Annotated in this window: 14 protein-coding genes; 3 read left to right on the plus strand and 11 right to left on the minus strand. The window is 40.7% G+C overall.

Going from position 1 to position 21,370, the window contains the following annotated elements; all coding sequences use genetic code 11:
- The first annotated feature begins 18 nt into the window (after positions 1-18).
- Positions 19-1,314: a DASH family cryptochrome gene (locus NLF92_RS00915; protein ID WP_254097910.1), complete on the plus strand. Its 1,296-nt coding sequence runs from the start codon at positions 19-21 to the stop codon at positions 1,312-1,314.
- Positions 1,305-2,840, plus strand: a complete 1,536-nt coding sequence (locus NLF92_RS00920) for an FAD-binding domain-containing protein (protein WP_254097912.1) — start codon at positions 1,305-1,307, stop codon at positions 2,838-2,840. Before NLF92_RS00915 ends, NLF92_RS00920 begins: the two co-directional genes overlap by 10 nt.
- 26 nt (positions 2,841-2,866) lie before the next feature.
- Here NLF92_RS00920 and NLF92_RS00925 read toward each other — a convergent pair whose 3' ends face one another.
- Positions 2,867-3,118 (minus strand): hypothetical protein, encoded by a 252-nt coding sequence (locus tag NLF92_RS00925; protein WP_254097914.1) that lies wholly within the window; start codon positions 3,116-3,118, stop codon positions 2,867-2,869.
- Positions 3,119-3,279: 161 nt separating this feature from the next.
- Between NLF92_RS00925 and fabA the strand changes: the two genes are divergently transcribed.
- Positions 3,280-3,798 carry a 3-hydroxyacyl-[acyl-carrier-protein] dehydratase FabA gene (fabA, locus tag NLF92_RS00930; RefSeq protein WP_254097916.1) on the plus strand — a complete coding sequence of 173 codons (519 nt, stop codon included), beginning with the start codon at positions 3,280-3,282 and terminating at the stop codon, positions 3,796-3,798.
- Positions 3,799-3,919: 121 nt separating this feature from the next.
- Here fabA and rmf read toward each other — a convergent pair whose 3' ends face one another.
- The 10 genes from rmf to NLF92_RS00980 form a co-directional block, all read right to left on the minus strand.
- Positions 3,920-4,096, minus strand: coding sequence for a ribosome modulation factor (gene rmf / locus NLF92_RS00935; protein ID WP_254097918.1), 177 nt, complete (start codon positions 4,094-4,096; stop codon positions 3,920-3,922).
- Positions 4,097-4,342: 246 nt separating this feature from the next.
- Positions 4,343-6,079 (minus strand): DUF3466 family protein, encoded by a 1,737-nt coding sequence (locus NLF92_RS00940; protein WP_254097920.1) that lies wholly within the window; start codon positions 6,077-6,079, stop codon positions 4,343-4,345.
- A 21-nt stretch (positions 6,080-6,100) separates the two neighbouring features.
- Entirely contained in the window at positions 6,101-8,023 is a 1,923-nt protein-coding gene (uup, locus tag NLF92_RS00945; RefSeq protein WP_254097922.1) for an ATP-binding cassette ATPase Uup, read from the minus strand.
- Entirely contained in the window at positions 8,020-8,265 is a 246-nt protein-coding gene (locus NLF92_RS00950) for a glutaredoxin family protein (protein ID WP_284700337.1), read from the minus strand. Before NLF92_RS00950 ends, uup begins: the two co-directional genes overlap by 4 nt.
- The gene (gene rlmKL / locus NLF92_RS00955) at positions 8,259-10,403 is read right to left on the minus strand and encodes a bifunctional 23S rRNA (guanine(2069)-N(7))-methyltransferase RlmK/23S rRNA (guanine(2445)-N(2))-methyltransferase RlmL (RefSeq protein ID WP_254097926.1); all 2,145 of its coding nucleotides are present in this window, start codon (positions 10,401-10,403) and stop codon (positions 8,259-8,261) included. Before rlmKL ends, NLF92_RS00950 begins: the two co-directional genes overlap by 7 nt.
- On the minus strand, positions 10,404-11,414 hold the full coding sequence (gene pyrD / locus NLF92_RS00960) for a quinone-dependent dihydroorotate dehydrogenase (RefSeq protein WP_254097928.1): 1,011 nt from the start codon (positions 11,412-11,414) through the stop codon (positions 10,404-10,406).
- Positions 11,415-11,508: 94 nt separating this feature from the next.
- On the minus strand, positions 11,509-16,341 hold the full coding sequence (locus NLF92_RS00965) for an NAD-glutamate dehydrogenase (protein WP_254097930.1): 4,833 nt from the start codon (positions 16,339-16,341) through the stop codon (positions 11,509-11,511).
- A 219-nt stretch (positions 16,342-16,560) separates the two neighbouring features.
- A complete protein-coding gene (locus NLF92_RS00970; RefSeq protein WP_254097932.1) occupies positions 16,561-18,912 on the minus strand; it encodes an efflux RND transporter permease subunit in 2,352 nt (783 codons plus the stop codon).
- A 3-nt stretch (positions 18,913-18,915) separates the two neighbouring features.
- Positions 18,916-19,944, minus strand: coding sequence for a WD40/YVTN/BNR-like repeat-containing protein (locus NLF92_RS00975; RefSeq protein ID WP_254097934.1), 1,029 nt, complete (start codon positions 19,942-19,944; stop codon positions 18,916-18,918).
- Positions 19,945-19,997: 53 nt separating this feature from the next.
- Positions 19,998-21,365, minus strand: coding sequence for a DUF1329 domain-containing protein (locus tag NLF92_RS00980; protein ID WP_254097936.1), 1,368 nt, complete (start codon positions 21,363-21,365; stop codon positions 19,998-20,000).
- Between the last annotated feature and the right edge of the window lie 5 nt (positions 21,366-21,370).

The raw sequence follows: 21,370 nt of genomic DNA on the forward strand, positions 1-21,370 counted from the left end.
ATTAAAAAATAATGTTATATGAAAAATGGTTTATATTGGTTTGAACACGACTTACGCATTTCCGACAACCCTGCATTAACACAACTTGCGCGCTCGGTGGATAGTTTGGTCTGTGTATATTGCTTTTCTGTTGCTGATATTAGAGAAACATACTTCACCCATGAACCGTTAGGTCCTCACCGTTATCGTTTTTTACATGAGGCTATCGCAGAACTACGTCAATCATTAGCACAATACCATGTAGAATTAGTGGTTTTGTATGGCGAACCAGTAGATGTGATAAGTAAATTCATCACTGACAACGACATTACACATGTCGCTAAACACTATCATACTGGGTACCGTGAGAATGAACGCTTAACTTTGTTGAAAGCAAAGCACACCGACGTAAAGTTTAGTGAGGCAAATGCATATACTTTATATAATTTAGCCGATTTACCTATGTCGCTTGCTGAGTTACCTGATGTGTTTACACCTTTTCGGAAAAAAGTGGAAAAACAGTCCACGCCACGCAAACCGATATCCGCACCTAGCTATTTACCTGCTACGTTAGATGATAAAAAAGCCGTATATCAAACCTTGGATGCAGCAAACATGGCTGCACTACCTTCGGTAAGTCCTGTGTTCGAAAATAGTATTGCGAAAAAGTTGGTGGGTGGTGAAAAAGCAGCTCAAGCACAAATGGCTTATTACACCTTTACTTCAAATGCTTTAGCACAGTACAAAGTGACTCGCAACGGTCTTGATGGCTGGGATTTCTCTAGTAAACTTTCGGCATGGTTAGCTACGGGATGTATTTCTCCTCGTCAGGTGTTGGCTGAAATCACCCGTTATGAACAAGAAGTGGTGGCTAATGATTCAACTTATTGGTTATTCTTTGAATTGTTGTGGCGTGAATTTTTTCAATGGCACGCTTTAAAAGTGGGTTATGAATTATATGTTTATGCTGGAGTGCAGCAACAAGCTCCTTTTAACAAACACATGGTGAAAGTACATCAACAATGGGTCAATGGGACAACTCCCTACCCCATAATCAATGCTTGTATGAATCAATTACGAGAAACCGGTTTTATGTCCAACCGTGGTCGTCAGCTTGTTGCGAGTTGTTATGTGCATGAGCTTGGCCAAGATTGGCGTTATGGTGCTGCGTATTTCCAATCCATGTTAATTGATTATGATCCGGCTAGTAACTATGGTAACTGGCAGTATTTGGCAGGTGTTGGTTGTGATCCTCGTGGTCATCGTCAATTTAATCTACAAAAACAAGCCGACACCTACGATCCTAAAGGTGAATTCATCGCCCAATGGACTTAAAACAAGCTCGCAAACAAACAATATTTGATGTTATTTGGTTCAAACGTGATTTGCGTTTACGCGACCATGCGCCTTTGCGTGCAGTTGAAAACAATGATGTGCCGGTACTTGTGGTCTATATTTGCGAACCCTCTTTAGAGCAAGATCCACATTACAGTGAGCGTCATTGGCGGTTTATTTATCAGTCTATTCAAGATTTGAATCAGCAATTATCAGATTTTAATACTCAAATACTCACTATAAATGGAGAGGTCATTGACGTTTTGGCCCACCTTCAGTCTTGCTATACGGTGCGCAATTTATATTCGTATCAAGAGATTGGGTTAAATATTACCTTTGCTAGAGATCGTGCGGTAAAGCAACAATGTAAAAAGCTAGGTATTAGATGGCAAGAGTTTCCATATTCCGTTGTCACTCGAGGATTAAACCATCGTAAACACTGGGCTAAACATTGGGAGCACGTCATCAGTGCTCCTTGTGATGATCCTAACCTGGCAGAAATTCCATTTTTAACAAAAGCCGCCATAAACGAGCTAGCAGAACACATCACACCAAAGTCGCACCAACACCATAGTGGTCCAATATTATGGGAGCCAAAACCTGGGATCAGAGACAAACACCCAATGTTTCAAGTTGGGGGAGAAAAAAGAGCGTGGCATACACTACAACACTTTTTTGTGGACCGAGGCAAAGACTATCAAAAACATATATCTCGTCCGCATGATGCGCGTCGTTCATGTTCTCGCATTTCCCCTTATTTAGCCTGGGGTAATGTCAGTATTCGGCAAGTCTACAAAAAGCTGATGGACGTTGCTCAAGATAAACCAAAGCACTGGCAACGTCCCCTCGCAGCATTTGCGTCTAGATTACATTGGCACTGTCATTTTATTCAAAAATTTGAATCTGAAACGTCTATGGAATACGAATGCATTAATAAAGGCTATTTAGATTATCCTTATGAACAAGACCCTGCCGTCATAGAGCGTTATTTGCACGCGTGGCAGACAGGCCAAACCGGAATTCCAATCATTGATGCGAATATGCGTGCAGTCAATGCAACTGGATATATCAATTTTCGGATGCGAGCTATGTTAGTTAGCGTCTTAACCCATCATTTTAATATTGATTGGCGCTTGGGTGTACATCACTTAGCGCGACAGTTTTTAGACTTTGAACCTGGTATTCATTATCCACAATTCCAAATGCAAGCGGGTGTTACTGGCACTCATACTATACGTTTGTACAATCCGATAAAGCAATCTCAGGAAAAAGATCCAGACGGTACCTTTATCCAAAATTGGGTACCTGAACTTGCCCATTTCCCTAGAGATATGGTGCATACGCCCTGGGATGTTTCTCCTATGGAAAGACTGTTATTTGCTATTGATGATGCCAATGAATACCCAGCACCGATTATGGACATGGAAGATGGTGCTAGGGCCGCTCGGGTAAGAGCCTGGGAATTTAAAGAACGCAGCCGTGTTAAACAGGAATCCAAACGCATTTTGCAAAAACACGTAGTCTAAGTGTCACTTGGGGAGCGGCTATTAAACTACATTTTATTATCTTCTAAATATTGATTTAATATTCTAATTTGTCCTTTTTTGTACGCTGCATATGTTATGCGTAACGCATTTGACAAAATATCACTATCACTCCAGCCGGTTTTATCTTGTAACTCTTCATAACAGACAAGTGCCTGGGGAGAGACATAACCACGGACCATTTTTTTGCCTAACGCTTTTTGTTTTTCGCGAAAACGTTTTTGTTTTTCAGCATTTGCTTGCAATGTTTTATTACGCATTAGTCATCATACCTTCTATATGCTTTACTTTATTATCCTACGGAACAGACATGGAGTGTAAATTAATTTCGAATATTTTACTGTTCAGACTTGTTAAGCGTACAAGTGTTCGCTAAATTACACGCTGTTTATCTTCCCCTATTTATATTGGAACACATTTTATGACTTTAGATCAAAACAGTTACACTCGTGAAGAACTTCTAGCATGTAGTCAAGGCGAGCTTTTTGGCGCCGGTAATAGTCAATTACCGGCGCCCAATATGCTCATGATGGATCGCATTACAAATATCACTGAAACGGGTGGCTTGTTTGATAAAGGTGAAATTCAAGCTGAATTAGATATCACTCCAGACCTATGGTTCTTTGATTGTCACTTCCCTGGGGACCCAGTTATGCCAGGCTGTTTAGGCCTTGATGCAATGTGGCAATTAGTAGGATTTTTCTTAGGTTGGTCAGGTGGTCCTGGTAAAGGTCGTGCATTAGGTGTAGGTGAAGTGAAATTTACGGGACAAATTTTACCAACTGCAAAGAAAGTGACCTACAACATTCAAATGAAGCGCGTAATTAAACGTAAATTATTTATGGGTTTAGCTGATGGTACAGTATCGGTTGACGGTCGTGTTATTTACGAAGCGAAAGATTTAAAAGTAGGTTTATTTAGCGATACGAGCGCATTTTAATACTTGTATTTAATACCTAATAAGAACGTAATTCCTAAAAGTGAAAAAGTAAAAGTGAAAAAGTAAAAGTGAAAAAGGCCAGTTTATTAAACTGGCCTTTTTTGAATTTGTCCTGGAATGATTAACGCATTCCAAAGGTGGTTATTCGGTCTTCAACAGCTTCTCTCCATCCCCCTAGCCATTCAGAACGAGTGTTTGATTCCTGAAATGGGCAATTCTCTTTGGCGCGACCAGCAATGCCAGCCTGGTAACCCTTTGCGTGAGCTCGGGTCATTTTATCCCTTTTTTGTCTCTTCATTGGTAAACCTCTGTTGTATTACAAAAAATCAGATTACTTATAGTCACTTAAAGCCCATAAGCAAAACTGATGTATTATATTTACGCCTGATATGATGTATTTACAAGAGGGAAAATGTTGCTTTTTATTAAGAAATTGATAACACACTGATTATATTACGATTAATCTTTAAACAAAAAGGTAATAAACAATATACGTTTATTACCTTATGATATATGACACTTTTATTGACGACTACGTCAAAAATTACTGCATTTTACGGCGTCTATATGTAATGAGCCCGAACACTCCTAGTAAGGTAAACCAAGAAAGTGAGGCCCCCTGTCTTGGACGTACTTCCTCTTCATCACTAGAACAATCATCTACTTCACCGTTGACGACTGGATTGAGTCGTACAGTAACCACTTTATCGATCAAAACGGGATCGCCATTATCATCAAATACCAATTCACCAGCAATATCTTGAGCCTGTCGATTAACAAGCGCATTGGCCAAAATGATATTATCGTCGTTTATGGCACTTGCCCCGACTATCGTGTAAGGACTATCACAAGCTACGAGATCATTGAGGTTGGTAAATGTTTCGGTATTTAAGTCATACACAAAACCATTACGGCGACGCGTGGTGTTGGTGACAAATTCCACTTCTGCTTCGCCAACAATCAGGCCGTTATTATTAATGGCTTTGGGCTCACTAGCAGACCCAGGGAAAAAATCATCAAAAAACACTAAGTCTTCGGTCGCCATATTATAAAAATAACCTTTACGGCGATTGGTACCGTTGACATTTTTTAATGCATAACCGGTGATGATATTATCATTATTGATATCTGTTGCAGAGCTGCCCGAATAATCTTCTTTACTGATAAACTCGCGAGTCACACCATCTTGGTAGATAGCGGCAGTGATCACTGAACGTTCAGCAGAATTAATAGCCTGAGTTTCCCCTACTGCAATCCCGTTATCATTGATGGCAAAAGCGGTATTATAAAAAACAAAATCTTCTAAGTTTTCGCTATCAGCAAATACTTCCGCAGGATCAAATGGCAGATCATATTCAGTCGTCGAAACTAATTGACCACTATTATCGAGCTCCCATACCGTAGCTCGGCGATCAGTCCGCGTCAAATAACCACTATCTTTACCAATATTACTCAAACACACACTTTCAGGCTGATCACCTCGGGTTTCATCATCCGAGCACAACGTCACTAGATTAGTGATGATAGAATTTTCTCGAACGGTAGAAAAACCGACGACTTGCATATTCGCATTAATGTCATAAGCCTCACTAATTCCCCCACCTATCGTCATTGATGGAGCTAACTCAGTGACTACTGAACCATTTTGCACAAAAGCACGTCGAGAAAAATCGCTTACAACATACGTTACGTCGACATCTAAGCTATTTGTAAAATCAACTTTGGAATACAAACCTTCACTAGTTCCAACCACAACGTTACTGTCGTTAATACCACGAGCAATAATATCATTGCCAAAAGTATATCCATTGGTACTGTCAGTAATTTGGTCAAACCCCAGCATTCTTTCTATGTTTGTACCGTTTTGTGTAAAAGATTGATACAAAGACATTTGTTGAGAAAACAAAGAACCTTGACGTGATGCTATTCGAGCAATGGATGCTAAGTAGGTATAATCATCAGCATTCGGATTTCCGGCAGCCGCCGATTCCACATCCGTTAGATTGGCAATTAATTCTTCGTTGGTAAAATCGATGAGAGAAAAATCTAAAGGAGGGTTAAAGGTATCTTGGACGGTGACTAATGCTGTCCCTGAATTGTTTAATCCTTGTGCGAATATATTGACGCCTAAGTCTGTTGTGGCGAGTTCTTGAATGTCGTATTGGGCAGAAAGCGCGTTAAAGGACACGGTTAAAGACAACATTGAACAAGCTAATGCAAGTTTACTAACTTTGGTACGTAATGATAATTTTCGCTTAGATGACACCGACAACACGTTCATATAGTTCCTGTTAACACTTTATTATAGGTTTTCTTGGAGTGCTTCTAATTCATCCCAACGCGCATAAGCTGTCTCTAGTGATGTTTCACACTGTGCCAATTCATCGATAATTGGTTGGGTGACAGTTATGTCTTGGGTAAAGAAATCTGCTTCACTCATTTGTTCTTGTAAATTATTTATACGTGTTTCTAGTTCATCAATCCGTTCTGGGAGTTGTTCTAGCTCACGTGATTCTTTATATGATAACTTTTTCTGTGACTTAACAACAGATTTAGTTTCAGGCTTAGGACTCTCTTTGCCGTTTTTAGTTCCGGCCATATCCATTAATTCTTGGGCTTTCTTTGCTTGGTCAGCATACCAACTTGCCGAGTCACTATAACCACCAACAAATTCAGTGATTTTACCGTCACCTTCAAATACCAAACACGAGGAAACGACATTATCGACAAATTCCCTGTCGTGACTCACTAAAATAACGGTACCTGTGTATTCCACCAATAAAGATTCTAATAACTCTAGGGTTTCCACATCAAGGTCATTGGTTGGCTCATCGAGAATCAATAAATTACTGGGACGTAACATCAATTTTGCTAACATCAAACGGTTTTTTTCACCACCAGATAATGAACTCACTGGGGCTTGGATCCGATCCGGTGCAAATAGATAATCCTGAAGGTAGCTTATCACATGGCGTGTTCTTCCATTGATGGTGACCTCTTGTTTACCCTCTGCAACACAATCAACCACCTTTTGATTTAAATCTAGGGCATCGCGATGCTGATCAAAATATGCGACATCTAAATTAACACCTTGAATGACGGCGCCACTTTGCGGCGTTAACTGACCTAACAGTAATTTTATCAGAGTCGACTTACCACAACCATTTTTACCAATAAAAGCAATTTTATCACCACGTACAATATTGAGACTCAAATTATCAACAATGCATTTATCGGCAATCGTGTATGATAAGTTTTCAGCTTCAAATACGCGTTTACCTGATGCATTCAACTGCTGGGTTTCAATGCGTGCATTACCTTGGACTTGGCGTCTAGCTTTGTGAGTTTCACGTAATTTTTTTAGTGCCCTGACTCGGCCTTCATTACGGGTACGACGTGCTTTTATTCCCTGCCTTATCCATACTTCTTCTTGGGCAAGTTTTTTATCAAATTCGGCGTTTTGCTTTTCCTCAACTTCCAGATCATGTGCTTTTTGTTCCAGATAAGTCGCATAATCTCCAGGATATGAAGTTAAACCCCCTCTATCTAAATCAACAATACGCGTTGCCAATGAACGGATGAATGCACGGTCGTGTGAAACGAAAACAATTGCGCCTTTGAACTGTTTTAGAGCCAACTCGAGCCATTTGATCATATCGATATCCAAATGGTTGGTAGGCTCATCGAGTAACAAAATATCCGGTTGCGCAACCAATGCCCTGGCTAATGCAGCTTTACGTCGCCAACCACCAGACAAGCTGGATAACATCGTATCTGGTTCGAGCTGTAGCATAGTCAAGGTGGATTGAATATTCTGTTCAAATTGCCACGCATTTTGACTATCTAAACGCTCTTGTAATTGCATCATCCGTTGTAAGTTTTTCTCACTTGGATCATCAGCAACCACATGTGTAATCGCATTAAAATCTTGTAATAACTGCCCTACACCTTCTAGACCCTCCGCCACATAATCAAATAAAGAGGTTTCCACACTCTCCGGTGGATCTTGTGGTAAACGGGATATCGTAAAGTTACTATCAAAAATTCGCTGTCCGTCATCCAAAATGATACGACCTTCAATCACTTGCATAAAAGTCGACTTGCCGGAACCATTGCGACCTACAATACAGACTCTTTCTCCAGCGTGGAGCGTAAAATCAACACCATCTAACAAAGGTGGATGACCAAAAATAACTGAACCTTGCTTTATTTGTAACAAACTCATGAATGTATAAACTCAGAAATAGAAGTAGCAGTGAATGGCCAATACAAAGCCATATTTGATTGTGTATTCAACAATACGGGAATCTGTGCGCCGTATAAATGATATAAGTTATGGTCAGAGCGCACGTCAATAATCCCCATATCAAGTTCAGGAGCAGTCGCGTAGATTAAATCCTCCGCTTCTGTGCACAACGTGCAATCCTGTCCTGATATTAAACAAAACTTAGGCAACACATTTAGCATTTGGTAAGACGCCAGCACTGATGAATCTTTGGATTTCTTTGGAAATCTTCTGGTAAGGTTTGAGCTGAAATATTTTCTATCGCTAAACCCATTTCACTTAGCTCAGTATCAGCTAATTTGAAGCTACGCAGGTTATTTGAAAAATAAATTACTCCGTAGGGCTGTAAACTCTCCACCGCACAACGAATTATACTCACGTGATCCCGTTGCACATCCCAAGTACCTGACATCCGTTTGGAGTTAGAAAACGAAGGAGGATCGAGAAAGATTAAGTCAAACTTTTTATGGTTGCGCTTCATCCACTCAACACAATCCGCTTGAATAAAATCATAGGCACCGCGTAAACGGTTTAGACTAAAGTTATCCTTGGCCCAATCCAAATAAGTGTTGGACATATCCACGGTAGTGACTGAAGCAGCGCCACCTTTGGCAGCATGGACAGATACTGAGCCAGTATAAGCAAACAGATTTAGCACATGTTTACCTTGGGCTTCTGCTTTGAACAATTGCCTTGTTTGACGGTGATCTAAAAATAATCCGGTATCTAAATAATCGGTAGGATTGACATAAAATTCAGCACCATGCTCAAACACTGTGATGCGATTTTGCTGGTCGTTCACCTTTTGATATTGCTTGGCCCCTTTTTGTTGCTCACGCACTTTAACCGCAATTTTTTTTGTATCGACACCCGTTATGATGGGTAATTGTAATAACACATCATGAATTCGGCGGCGAGCTTTTTCTGGCGGAATATCTTTGGGTGGTGCATATTCTTGAACCACTAACCAGTCATCTAAACGATCGATGGCACAATTATAATCAGGTAAATCTGCATCATAGATACGATATGCATTCGTCTGTGCACGTTTAATAAAAGGTTTCAGTTTTTTTAGATTTTTCTTTAAGCGATTGGCAAAATCTTGCTGTCCACTATGCTGGGCAATTTGTTCACAATTCGCAGAATCTAACGCGTAATTCACTAACTTACATTCCAGTTTACCATTATTCATGGCGTATTCTTTTTTGGAACGCAAGCGAATTTGACGAAGTAGTTCACGATTAGAAGAGAGTAACGAAACGGACCACCCTGCAAAAGCGACTTTTAAATGGTCCCCTAAAGTATTGAACATTGGCAATAATGTTGCCAGTTCGCCGAGCCGTTCACCGTATGGAGGGTTACTCACTATAAACGCTGGCGTTGTCGCCATACCGGTTTCATCCAAGGGTAACTCGACAGGTAACGTCAGTTTGCTCGCGTCTTTTTGGGAAAATTGAATACTGGCAAAAACCCCAGCATTGTCAGCGTTAGCTTTCGCTATACGGACTAGGTTACGGTCAATATCATTGGCAAAGATACGATGCTGATGACTTTTTTGAGCTGCAAGTGCCGCTGTTTTTAAGTCATGCCATAGCGATTTATGGTGTCCTAGCCAAGCATCAAATCCCCATTTTTCACGTGCTAGACCAGGTGCAATATTTGCGGCCATTGATGCTGCCTCAATGGCGATGGTACCTGAACCACACATTGGGTCGAGTAATGCCACAGAGTCAAATTCTGTAATCGCCTTGGTAAAGCCACTACGATATAGCATCGCTGCAGCAACATGTTCTTTCAGTGGTGCTTCACCGGTATCTTCTCGATAGTGTCTTTGGTGTAACGATTTGCCAGATAGATCAATGGCTATTAAAACCTCATCGCGGTGTAACCTAGCATGGATCGTAATAGCAGGAGATAATTTTGATACAGATGGTCTGGATGTGCCGTCTTCTACAAAACGGTCAACAATACCATCTTTAATTCGCAAAGCTCCAAATTGGGTATTGTTTATTGCTTTAGTCGTACCATTAAATTGCACCATAAAATCAGATGCAAAATGAAATTGAGCAGGCCAATCGATGGCATTTGCAGCATTATATAATTCTTGTTCATTGGCTGCCGGTGCATGCGTAAGTAACCACAGAACACGGTTAGCCAAACGTGACCACAAGCAAATCTGGTAGGCATCGGCTATCTCGCCACTCACATATACCCCACCTGGAGTTTGTTTCAAACTCGCATTTGGACATATTGCTTGGATTTCAGTGAATAAAAGCTGATCTAAGCCCTTCGCGGTAGTGACTAATATATTATGTTCCAATTACTTAATTCCTTCAACGAGCGCTTTGACCAACGGTGGCCCTTGGTAAATAAATGCTGAGTAAATTTGGACTAAACTCGCTCCCGCATCTAATCGAGCTTGTGCAGAGGCAGCATCTTTAATCCCTCCCACACTAATAATAGGTAACTGCCCAGCTAATGTTTTCGCTAATTGTCGAGTGACCTCTAAACTTCTCTCCGTCAGAACTGCACCGCTTAATCCACCTGCTTCTTCAGCATGTGGTAGACCATTCACAGTGTCTCTGGATAACGTAGTATTAGTCGCAATCACACCATCCATGCCACTTTTTAAAAGAGAACTGGCGATTGATTCAATTTCTTCATCACTCATATCAGGCGCAATTTTCACTGCTATTGGGACATACTTGCGATGTTCTTGATGGAGTTTGGTTTGTTCATTTTTTAGACCGACCAACAAGTTATCTAAGGCCTCTCCGTACTGAAGATTACGTAATCCAGGCGTATTTGGTGAAGAAATATTTACCGTAATATAATCGGCATAACGGTACACTTTGCGCAGACAAATCAAATAGTCATCGAGTGCTTGTTCTTCTGGCGTATCTTTATTTTTACCAATATTTATGCCTAAAACACCCTCGTTATTCGCTTCTTTGACACGTTCTAATAGAAAATCAACGCCATGGTTGTTGAAACCCATACGATTAATGATAGCGTCTTTTTCAGTAATTCTAAATAAACGAGGTTTGGGGTTGCCAGGTTGACCCACTGGGGTAACGGTACCAATCTCTACGAAACCAAATCCCATTTTATGAAAGGCATCAATACACTGCCCATTCTTATCAAGTCCAGCGGCTAAACCAATCGGATTAGGAAAATCAATTCCCCAAACGGTCACTGGTTTAGCTGGCAACTGCTGTGCATAAACATTGGCTATAAAGGTACGTTGAGTTCGAGCAAGAAACCCGATAGTTAGGTCGTGTGCGACTTCTGGTTCACAACTCATTAGGGCTTTATGTGCCAAAGAAAACATGGACTCTCCAAAGTATTAAAGTGTAGCAATAAAAAAACCGCTACATTATACAATATAGCGGCTTTTATTGTTGAGTTTTTTAACCCTTGAGTAGCTAGCTATTTACTTTGTTACTTAACAATAATAACTCTCTCAATGCGACTGAGAATTTTGCGAACTCGTGGGTTGTACTCGTTTTAAATTCACTCATCATACTGCACCAGCGTTCAATCAAGAGTGTGTTTTGCTCCATCCATGCGCCAAGTGCAGGGTCGACATCAGTACTTTCAGTTACATCAGTGTGTCCAGATAAAAATGCACAGGTAATTGCCCGTTGTTGATGATCTAACTCTTCACGACAAGACGCCCGAGCCAGTGCCTGCCAATGATTATTGACCGCAATATTGTTGATCTGATCCAAGAACCAGTGAAGCTGTAACTGGTAGCCCATTTGATAATACGCACGCGCAACTACGCTTTTAGGTGCTTGGGTATCTTCTACGATATGAGCCAAATCAAAGGCACTAAATGTATTACTTAGCACTGCAATTTTATGCGCCAGCGGTTCTGGGACTCCTGCATTAACATAACTTGTAGTCAGATTAGTTAACACGGATACCTCTTCAGGAACAAGATACGCCTCTATGTTCGTCGTTAGTTCTTCAAACATTGGACGATAGAAAGCAATCGCAGATTCTATGGAAGTAAACTTAGTCGTTTCTCTGATAAACCAGCGTGCAGCTCTACGTAACGAACGACGGATATTGTTTAACAACGTTAGTTGTAGTTGGGCATCGATGTGGTTATCTAAATCCTGAACGCCTGACCATAACTCATCTAATCCATAGACACCGGAGACAATACTATACGCTTGGGCGATATCCGAAACTTTTGCTCCCGTTTCTTCCTGCATACGATAGGTATAGTTAAAGCCCATGGTATTGATCATCTGATTGGTCAGTTTCGTGGTAATAATTTCGGCACGTAACGGATGATTCTCCATATTAGCTACGTATTTTTTGCGTAACTCAGCTGGGAATGCATTCACAAGTAGTGCTTGGTAATAACTATTATCAGTGATGTCCGGAGTATTCAATTCTTCTTTCAGTACCATTTTACTGTACGAAATTAGCACCGATAACTCAGGACGTGTTAGCCCAGTATTCTCGGCTAGACGATCAGATATCTCTTCATCACTGGGTAAAAACTCTAACTCACGATTCAGGTCACCAGATCTTTCAAGCCCATGAATGAAACGCAATTGCTCACGCAAATGACCTGCACCACCCAACGCATTAATCGAAATCGATTCTGTTTGGCGATAACAATCATCCAGTACTAACTCAGATACATCGTCAGTCATGGAATACAGTAAGGCATTGCGCTGTTTTACAGTCAGGTCACCATTTTTAACTAGATCATTCAGTAAAATTTTGATGTTGACTTCATTGTCAGAACAATCAACTCCGCCTGCATTATCAATGAAATCAGTGTTTATACGCCCACCTTGTTTCGCATATTCAATACGACCGAGTTGCGTGGCACCTAAATTTCCACCCTCGCCTACAATTTTTGCTTTGACTTGAGCGCCATTAACGCGAACGTCATCATTTGCTCTATCACCAACTTCAGCATGTGTTTCAGAAGCGGCTTTGATATAAGTACCGATGCCTCCGTTCCAAATCAAATCCACTGACATTTGCAAAATATTGTGGATGAGTTCATTCGGTGTCATCGAGCTTTTACTTGTGTTGAGTAAGGTTTTCATTTCCTTGGACAATTTAATGGATTTTGCTGAACGTTCAAACACACCACCACCTGAACTAATGAGAGACGGATCATAATCAGCCCAGTTTAGACTTGGATCTGCAAATAAGCGTTGGCGTTCTACAAAGGACGCTGCAGCATCTGGATTTGGGTCAAAGAAAATATGCATATGGTTAAATGCCGCAACGATTTTCGTATGTTCTGAGAGTAACATACCATTACCAAATACATCACCGGCCATATCACCAATACCAACCGCCGTAAATTCTGTAGTCTGACAATCTACCCCCATTTCACGGAAATGTCGTTTTACTGATTCCCATGCCCCTTTTGCAGTAATCCCCATCCCCTTGTGGTCATAACCTACGCTACCACCTGAAGCAAACGCATCACCTAACCAAAAATCAAACTCTTGAGCGATTTCATTTGCAATATCGGAAAACGTCGCCGTCCCCTTGTCGGCAGCGACCACTAAATAGGCATCATCGTCATCATGGCGAACGACATCTCTTGCCGGAACAATTTCCCCATCAATGATATTGTCAGTTACATCGAGTAAACTGCGAATGAAGATCCGATAACAATCTTGACCCTCGGCAATAAATGCTGCTCGAGAATTATCAACGGGCGCTTGTTTACAAATAAAACCACCTTTTGCACCCACTGGCACAATAACGGTATTTTTAACTTGCTGGGCTTTGACTAAGCCCAGTACTTCTGTTCTAAAATCTTCTTTTCGATCTGACCAACGCAATCCCCCTCTAGCCACTTTACCACCGCGAAGATGAACACCTTCAACACGTGGTGAGTAAACAAAAATCTCAAATTTAGGTAAAGGAAGTGGCATATCAGGAATACACTCAGGCATCATTTTAAATGATACATAAGCTTTCTGCTCACCAGTTAAGGTGTTTTGATAAAAGTTAGTTCGCATTGTTGCTTTTATCATATCTAGATATCGACGAATAATGCGATCGTCATCTAAATTAGAGACTTTATCTAAAGCGGCTAAAATTTCGTTTTCTATCTTATCCTGCTTCGCTTGGCTAAATGATTGTGCTGGATTAAACCGAATGTCAAAAAGCTGAATAATTTGACCGCTGATCTCTGGATAAGCAGACATCGTATTTGCTATATAATCTAGACCAAAAGAACTGCCGGTTTGCCGCATGTATTTTGCGTATGCGCGCAAAATTGTGACATTTCGCCCCGTCACGTTTGCAGATAGGATTAAACGATTAAACGCATCATCTTCTAAATGCTTCGTCCATACTTGGGCAAATGCGCTTTGGAATAGCTGCTGAGATACACTCATATCGGCGGTGGGGAAAGCAGGATGTAACATAGAAAAATCCATGATCCAATTTGCTTCACCATCCGCGCCTTTGATTTTATATGGCGTTTCATCAATCACTCGCAAACCGAAGTTTTCCAGCATGGGGAGTACATCTGAAAGGTGAATCGGAGTAAGTCTATGATACAGTTTTAGTCGCACAGCTTGACTCTCTGAGCCGGTCTCTTGAGAGCGGTAAAACAACATCTCAAGGGGATTATTAGGGTCTAACTGCTCTAATTTGTTGATATCGCCCAATGCAGCACTTGGCAAATACTCATCCATATATGCTTGACTGAAATGTTGCGCATAGCGATTAATCAACTTCACACTTTTCGCTTCGCCATACGATGAACGGATTACACTGGCAAGACGATCATCCCATGTTTTACTGAGCTCAATGACATTGTGCTCAATATCAGCAATTGGATATGCAGTCGTATTGTCAGTTACCCTGACAATATAATGGGTACGTGCATACACACTCTCTGAAAAGTAAGTGGTAAATTCTACATCTTGTTGTGTAGCAAAGGCTTGTTTTAAGTACGCTTGGGTCGCTTTACGTAAAGCGGTGTTGTAGCGCTCTCTGGGAACATATACCAAACAAGAAATAAAACGCCCAAAAGCGTCTTTGCGCGTAAACATTCTGGTAATGCCTCGCTCTTGCATTTGAAATATGCCAGTGACAATTTTGACTAACTCTTCTGGTGTAGAATGCAGTAATTCATCACGTGGGTACGTTTCTAAAATATTAATAATGGATTTATTAGCATGTGAACCTTGGTACACATCAGCTAAGGCAATGACTTCGTTAATTTTATGTCCTAAGACCGGGATATCCATCACCGACGAGTTGTAAAGCGAAGCCGAATACAATCCCAAGAAACGATGTTCCCCAATAACTCGACCTAAGGCGTCATGTTCCTTAATACCTACGTAGTCGATATATGCCGGGCGGTGGACACGCGCCATACTGGTTGTTTTGGTTAGAATTAATGGCTCTGAATTCAGTGTGACGGCTCTAGCCGTCGAAGGTAAGTTAGAAATCCTCCGCTCGCGTTTACGCGTGGTATTTTTCATAATACCCAAGCTAGATTCATCATGTGGGGTCCACACAAAGTCCCCTTGATCTGAGGTCACAGTGTAGTAACGATATCCCATCAGCGTAAAATTGTGATCGGCTAACCAATTAATAAAAGTAAGTGCTTGAGTTTTTACGGATTCTGGATATTGAAAGGCCGAATCTTGTATCGTTGCTTGGGTACTCAAAAGGCGTTCTTTTAGTGGCAGCCAATCCCCCACAACAAGATTAACTTCTGCCACAACCGAAGCGATCTCATCTGTGATAACTTGTAATGCTTTAGTTGAGCTTTGTCTGTCGATTTCTATCAAGAAAACCGTTTCATGTGCCTGCTCTTTGGTATCCGTATTAAATGATTGAACGAGTAAATTTTTATCGCGTTGTACAGCGATTGGACTATGTAGTAAAAGATGCGTGGTAATACCTAGACGGTTACAGCACATGCGAATGGAGTCTACTAAAAATGGCGAGTCCTTCACTAATACTTCAACGATAGTATGTTCTGATTGCCAACCGTCTTTATTTATTTTGGGATTGAATACACGAATGGTGGGTTGGGTCGCATCGAACTGAGAAAACTTCTGCCACAATGACAGTGTTGCACCATACAAGTCACTGTCTGTACGCCCAGACAAATCGTCTGCCGATATGTTTTTAAATAAGATCTGGGCAAAACGCTGAATAAGATTCGCATCTTTTTTATCCGCCTTACTATCTATATAACGCAGTACTTTATCGAAGATAACCGATGTTTGAGAAACTGTCATTGTCTTATCCTTAGATTCGTTTCGGGTATAATTTAGCCCATATGATCTTATCTTATCGGCAATAAATTATGAATTTGAAACTATTTTGACGAATTATTTCAATGATTTAAACACTTATTTTCCAATAAATTGGCAACATAAATAAGTATGCAAAAAAATACTAAAAAAGGGCGATAAACGCCCTTTTTTTTTGCATAAAATGATAGAAATAATTTTTACTTAACTGGCATCTTTTAAATCACCTTGTTGTTTATTTGTGCCCTTTCGATTCCACCATAATAAACGGGCAAGTGCAGGTAAAACTAACACCGCACCGAGCATATTTACGATAAACATAAAGGTTAATAAAATTCCCATATCCATCTGGAATTTTAAGCTAGAGAACACCCAAGTACTCACCCCAATCGCAAGCGTTATACCGGTGAACAACACTGCGCTACCACGCTCTTGTAAGGCCGTTAGGTATGCATCATGTACGTCAGCACCTTCATCTAATTTACGCATCATCGTCGATAAAATATAAATACCATAATCGACCCCAATACCCACGCCTAAAGCAATAACAGGTAGCGTTGATACCGTTAAACCAATTTGTAAGAAAGTCATTAATGCCTGCGCTAAAACCGATACCACATACAATGGTAAAACCACTGATAATGTTGCACGTAGCGACTTGAAGCTCATCAAGCACAAGATAATAACAGCACCAAACACATATACGAGCATCGGGTTTTGTGAAGCTGCAACAGCTTCATTAGTTGCTGCCATTACGCCTACAGGGCCAGAAGCTAGGGCAAAAGTGAGCCCTTCAGCAGCATATAGTTGACGGTATTCCTTCACCGCATCCACTACCCTGCTAATCGTTTCCGCTTTGTGATCGGTCATGAACAAGATTACTGGCATGACTGAGCAATCACCGTTAAGCAGTCCTGTGGAAGATGGAATACGCGCAATGGATTGCACTAAGACAGCCTCATTACGCGGTAAAATGTTCCATTTCGGGTTCCCTTCGTTATAACCGGCGTTAATTTTCTTTGCAATATGCGGCAGAGAAACCGCGGATTGGACGCCTTCAATACTCGTCATGCGCCATTGAAATTCATCAATGGCATTCATCACGGAAAAAGAAGTACAAGCTTCAGGGTATGCTTCAACCAAAATAGAAATGTAATCGACTGTGATTTCATATTTATCAGTAATTAAAAAGGTATCTTGGTTATATCTTGAATCTTCGTGTAATGCCGGTGCGCCTGGATGCAGATCCCCTATTTTTAGGGTATTAGCTTGCATTGCACCCAAAACAAATAAGATTGCAGTGACACTAACAATGATAATCGCTTTAGGCTTATCGCAACATTTTGCGAATGCACTCCAATTAGTAGGGTTAGCAACTTTGCGTTTCGCACGAGCATGATAAGCATCATTAAAAGAAACAAAGGACATCAGCACTGGTAACAAGAATAAGTTTGTCAAAATAATAACCGCCACACCCATACTCGCGGTAATAGCTAATTCTTTGATAATACCAATATCAATCACAAGTAAAGTTAAGAAACCTACGGTATCCGATAGTAAAGCAATTCCACCTGGCACTAATAATGAAGCAAAAGCCAGTTTTGACGCCGCCAGACTAGATAAACCTTCTACCACTTTATTGCCCACTGCATTGATCATTTGGACACCGTGGCTAACTCCGATGGCAAAGACCAAAAATGGGACTAAGATCGACATAGGATCTAAACCAAAACCAAATAATGTCAACAGACCGAGCTGCCAAATTACAGCTACGAGTGAACAAACAATTGGCAAGACAGTTAACATAATAGACTTAGAAAAGATAAACACCATGATCGTCGTAATGGCGATGGCTATGGCAAAAAAGGTAAGGACATCTTTTGCGCCATTAGCGACATCCGCTATCATTTTTGAGAAACCGATGATATGCAGCGTGACGCGATCATTTTCATATTTATCACGTAGTTCAGTTTCTAACTGATTGCCGATTTGTAACATATTCAAATCTTCACCAGTTTCAGGATCAGTTGATAACAGCTGCGCCTTTACCATGGCGCAGCTATAATCTGAAGATACTTGATTACCAACAATCCCCGCTTTTTCAATATTTTGTGCAACCTTCAGTAACGCATCCGGATTACTTGAATTAAAGTCTGCTGGAATAACTGGACCACCAGCAAATCCCCCCTCAACAATCTCTGTGAAGCGAGTCGCCGGTGAAAATAGAGAAACAACCAATGAGCGTTCTACACCGTTGATAAAAAACACGTCATCGTGGACGTTTTTTAAAGTATCAAAAAAATACTGATTGAAAATGTTACCAGAGGTATCACACACCGACACTAAGACATTATTAGCACCATCGAAGTCTGCTCGATGTTTTAAATAATTTTGCATGTATTCGTGTTGTAACGGGATGTTTTTTTCAAAACCTGCATCTAGCTTTAGCTGAGTCGCCATAAATAGCAAAGCAACAGTTGCAACAGCAAAAATTCCAATGACCGTTTTTCGGAAACCGAACAAAAGACTTTCAAAAAAATGAGTTAATTTTTGCATACATTATTTCTTGTTATTGTTAAAAGAGGAAAGACCAGAAGCAGAAACTGAAATAACCTGATCATTAAAACGAATGGCATTCAATATCGAAGTTTTTTCAGAGCTTTGAATCGATGAAACGGTATTATTCTTACATGTTATGTCCTGGTCCATATTCGATATATCAATGGACGTGTAATAACCATTATTCTGTAGTGCTAATATGGTATTTGAATCAAGGACGGTGAATGAATTTACAGAAGCCTCTTCACACAAAGTAATAGTTTGCCAACCATTAGGGGTTTGCATAAAAGTATTCCCTCTTAATCCACCTACAATAAGACCTTTTGGAGTATCAGCTATAGCAAAAAAAGACCCATCATAATCAATTTCAATGCGTTGCCAAGTCATCCCTTGATCTTGACTTTGCGCAATCATACCGGTCTCTCCAACCATATAAAGAATACCATTGGCAAATGTTACGCGATTAAAGTGTGGTAATATAGAGGCTAATTCTTCTAGGTAAAACTCCTCACCATCTAGTTCACGGATCTCATCAAGGTATGCTTGGTCGTCAGGATGCAATAGAGAAGCATTCAATTCTTTTTGCCATGTAACACCACCATCTCGCGTGCGATAAAAAGCGCCATATGCACCAACGGCAATACCATGAGACTCAGTAAAAAATAACACATCTAAAAAGGGCTTTTCACTGCTGATGTCTTGAAACTGAACTAGCCAAGTCTCCCCCATATCTGGTGAATGTAAAATCGTTAAATCATGACCCACCGCCCATAAACCATTGTCTAGTTGTGTCAGCGCCGTTAATGTCGATTTAGTTGGGATAATATGTTGATAAGTATTATCAAGTGATGAACCGGATAATACGTGGCCACGTTCGCCGACAGCCATAAAACGGTCCGTATCAATGTTAATAATATCTAACAACAACGACTTATTTGCTAGGTGTGAAGCAATACTGCTTTCTTGTGCCGCAATGACCGCAGGTGTCGCGATTAATGAAAACAATAAAGAAAGATAAGAAAATTTCATAGTAGTCCATAAAGTAAAACGGCTGACCTAAGCCAACCGTTGTTCTATCGTTATTAACGTCTGCCTGCTCGGCGTAAAGCTTGTGGAGTAAAGTCTCGATCATTCAAGACCGTTTGGAAGTCATACATTTTTTCTTCGTTATCTAGACCTAATGCTAAATAACGACGAGAGTTTAGATCATGTAATACTTCTAACGTTGACCACGCTGTAGGCACTTCATAGTAATTTAGACCATGAGCAACACCTACACGATATAGGCCACCACGCTCATCGTACAAATCTGCCACCATAATTTGCCAGCTATCTTCATCAATATAGAACACCCGCTTGTTATAAACATGACGGAATTCATCTTTTAAGTTAGCTTCAACTACCCATACACGGTGTTTTTCATAACGAGTTAGATCAGGGTTCACATGACCTGCATGTAATACGTCATCATATGATACTTTATCGCTATGCAAATCGTAACTATTATAAGCAACATACAATTCTTGTTTACCTTTTAGCTCCCAATTATAACGATTTGGAGAACCGTTATACATATCAAAATCATCGGTAGTACGTAAACCATCAGAACCTGTTCCCGGCGTATCAAATGCCACATTAGGAGCACGACGTACACGACGTTGTCCTGTGTTATACGTCCAAGCCTGGCGTGGTTGAGCCACCTGATCCACTGTCTCATGCACAAGTAACGCCGTACCTGCTAAACGAGCTGGACGAGTAACATTTTGCTTAAATTTAAACAAAATGTTGTCTTCCATAATGTCTTGAGCACTCACCCCCTGCTCTGAATATTTGATTTTTAATTGGTCATCAAAACCAATAATAGTGAAATTACCACCTTCAGTTACAGCCGCTTGACCGCCATAACGTTGCACATTATCACCACGATAACGAAGAATATGGTTCCAGACCGCCTCTAAACCATTTTGTGGAATAGGAAAAGGAACTCCCATAATGGCATTTTTAATTCCATTACCTCCGTTTAATAATTCTGCGTTTACCGCATTTGCTTTATTGGCTTCATAAACAAACTCAGGGTAAGACGCCGTTCTGCGTGACTGATACACAGGCATTTTATAAGTATCAGGATACAACTCAAACAACTTCATTTGACCAGGAGAAAGATTTTCCGCATAGTCTTTATAATTTGAGCTATCAATAGTGAATAACACTTTGTCATCTGAAAACGGATTAGGATGATGGTCTCCTACTGAATAACCAGCTGGCGCTGTAGTTATACCCCCCGTCCAGGCTGGGATAGAACCATCCGCATTGCCGGCTTGAATGGCCCCCATTGGTGTTAGATCTGCGCCTAAACGAGCGGCTTCTGTCGCGCTAACATTTGCGTGGGCAGCTACAGAACCAAAAGTAATGGCTAGTGCTGCAGATAAGATGCTTATTTTTTTAATCATGTTTT

It is taken from the genome of Opacimonas viscosa, assembly GCF_024199005.1.
GTDB classification, from domain to species: domain Bacteria; phylum Pseudomonadota; class Gammaproteobacteria; order Enterobacterales; family Alteromonadaceae; genus Opacimonas; species Opacimonas viscosa.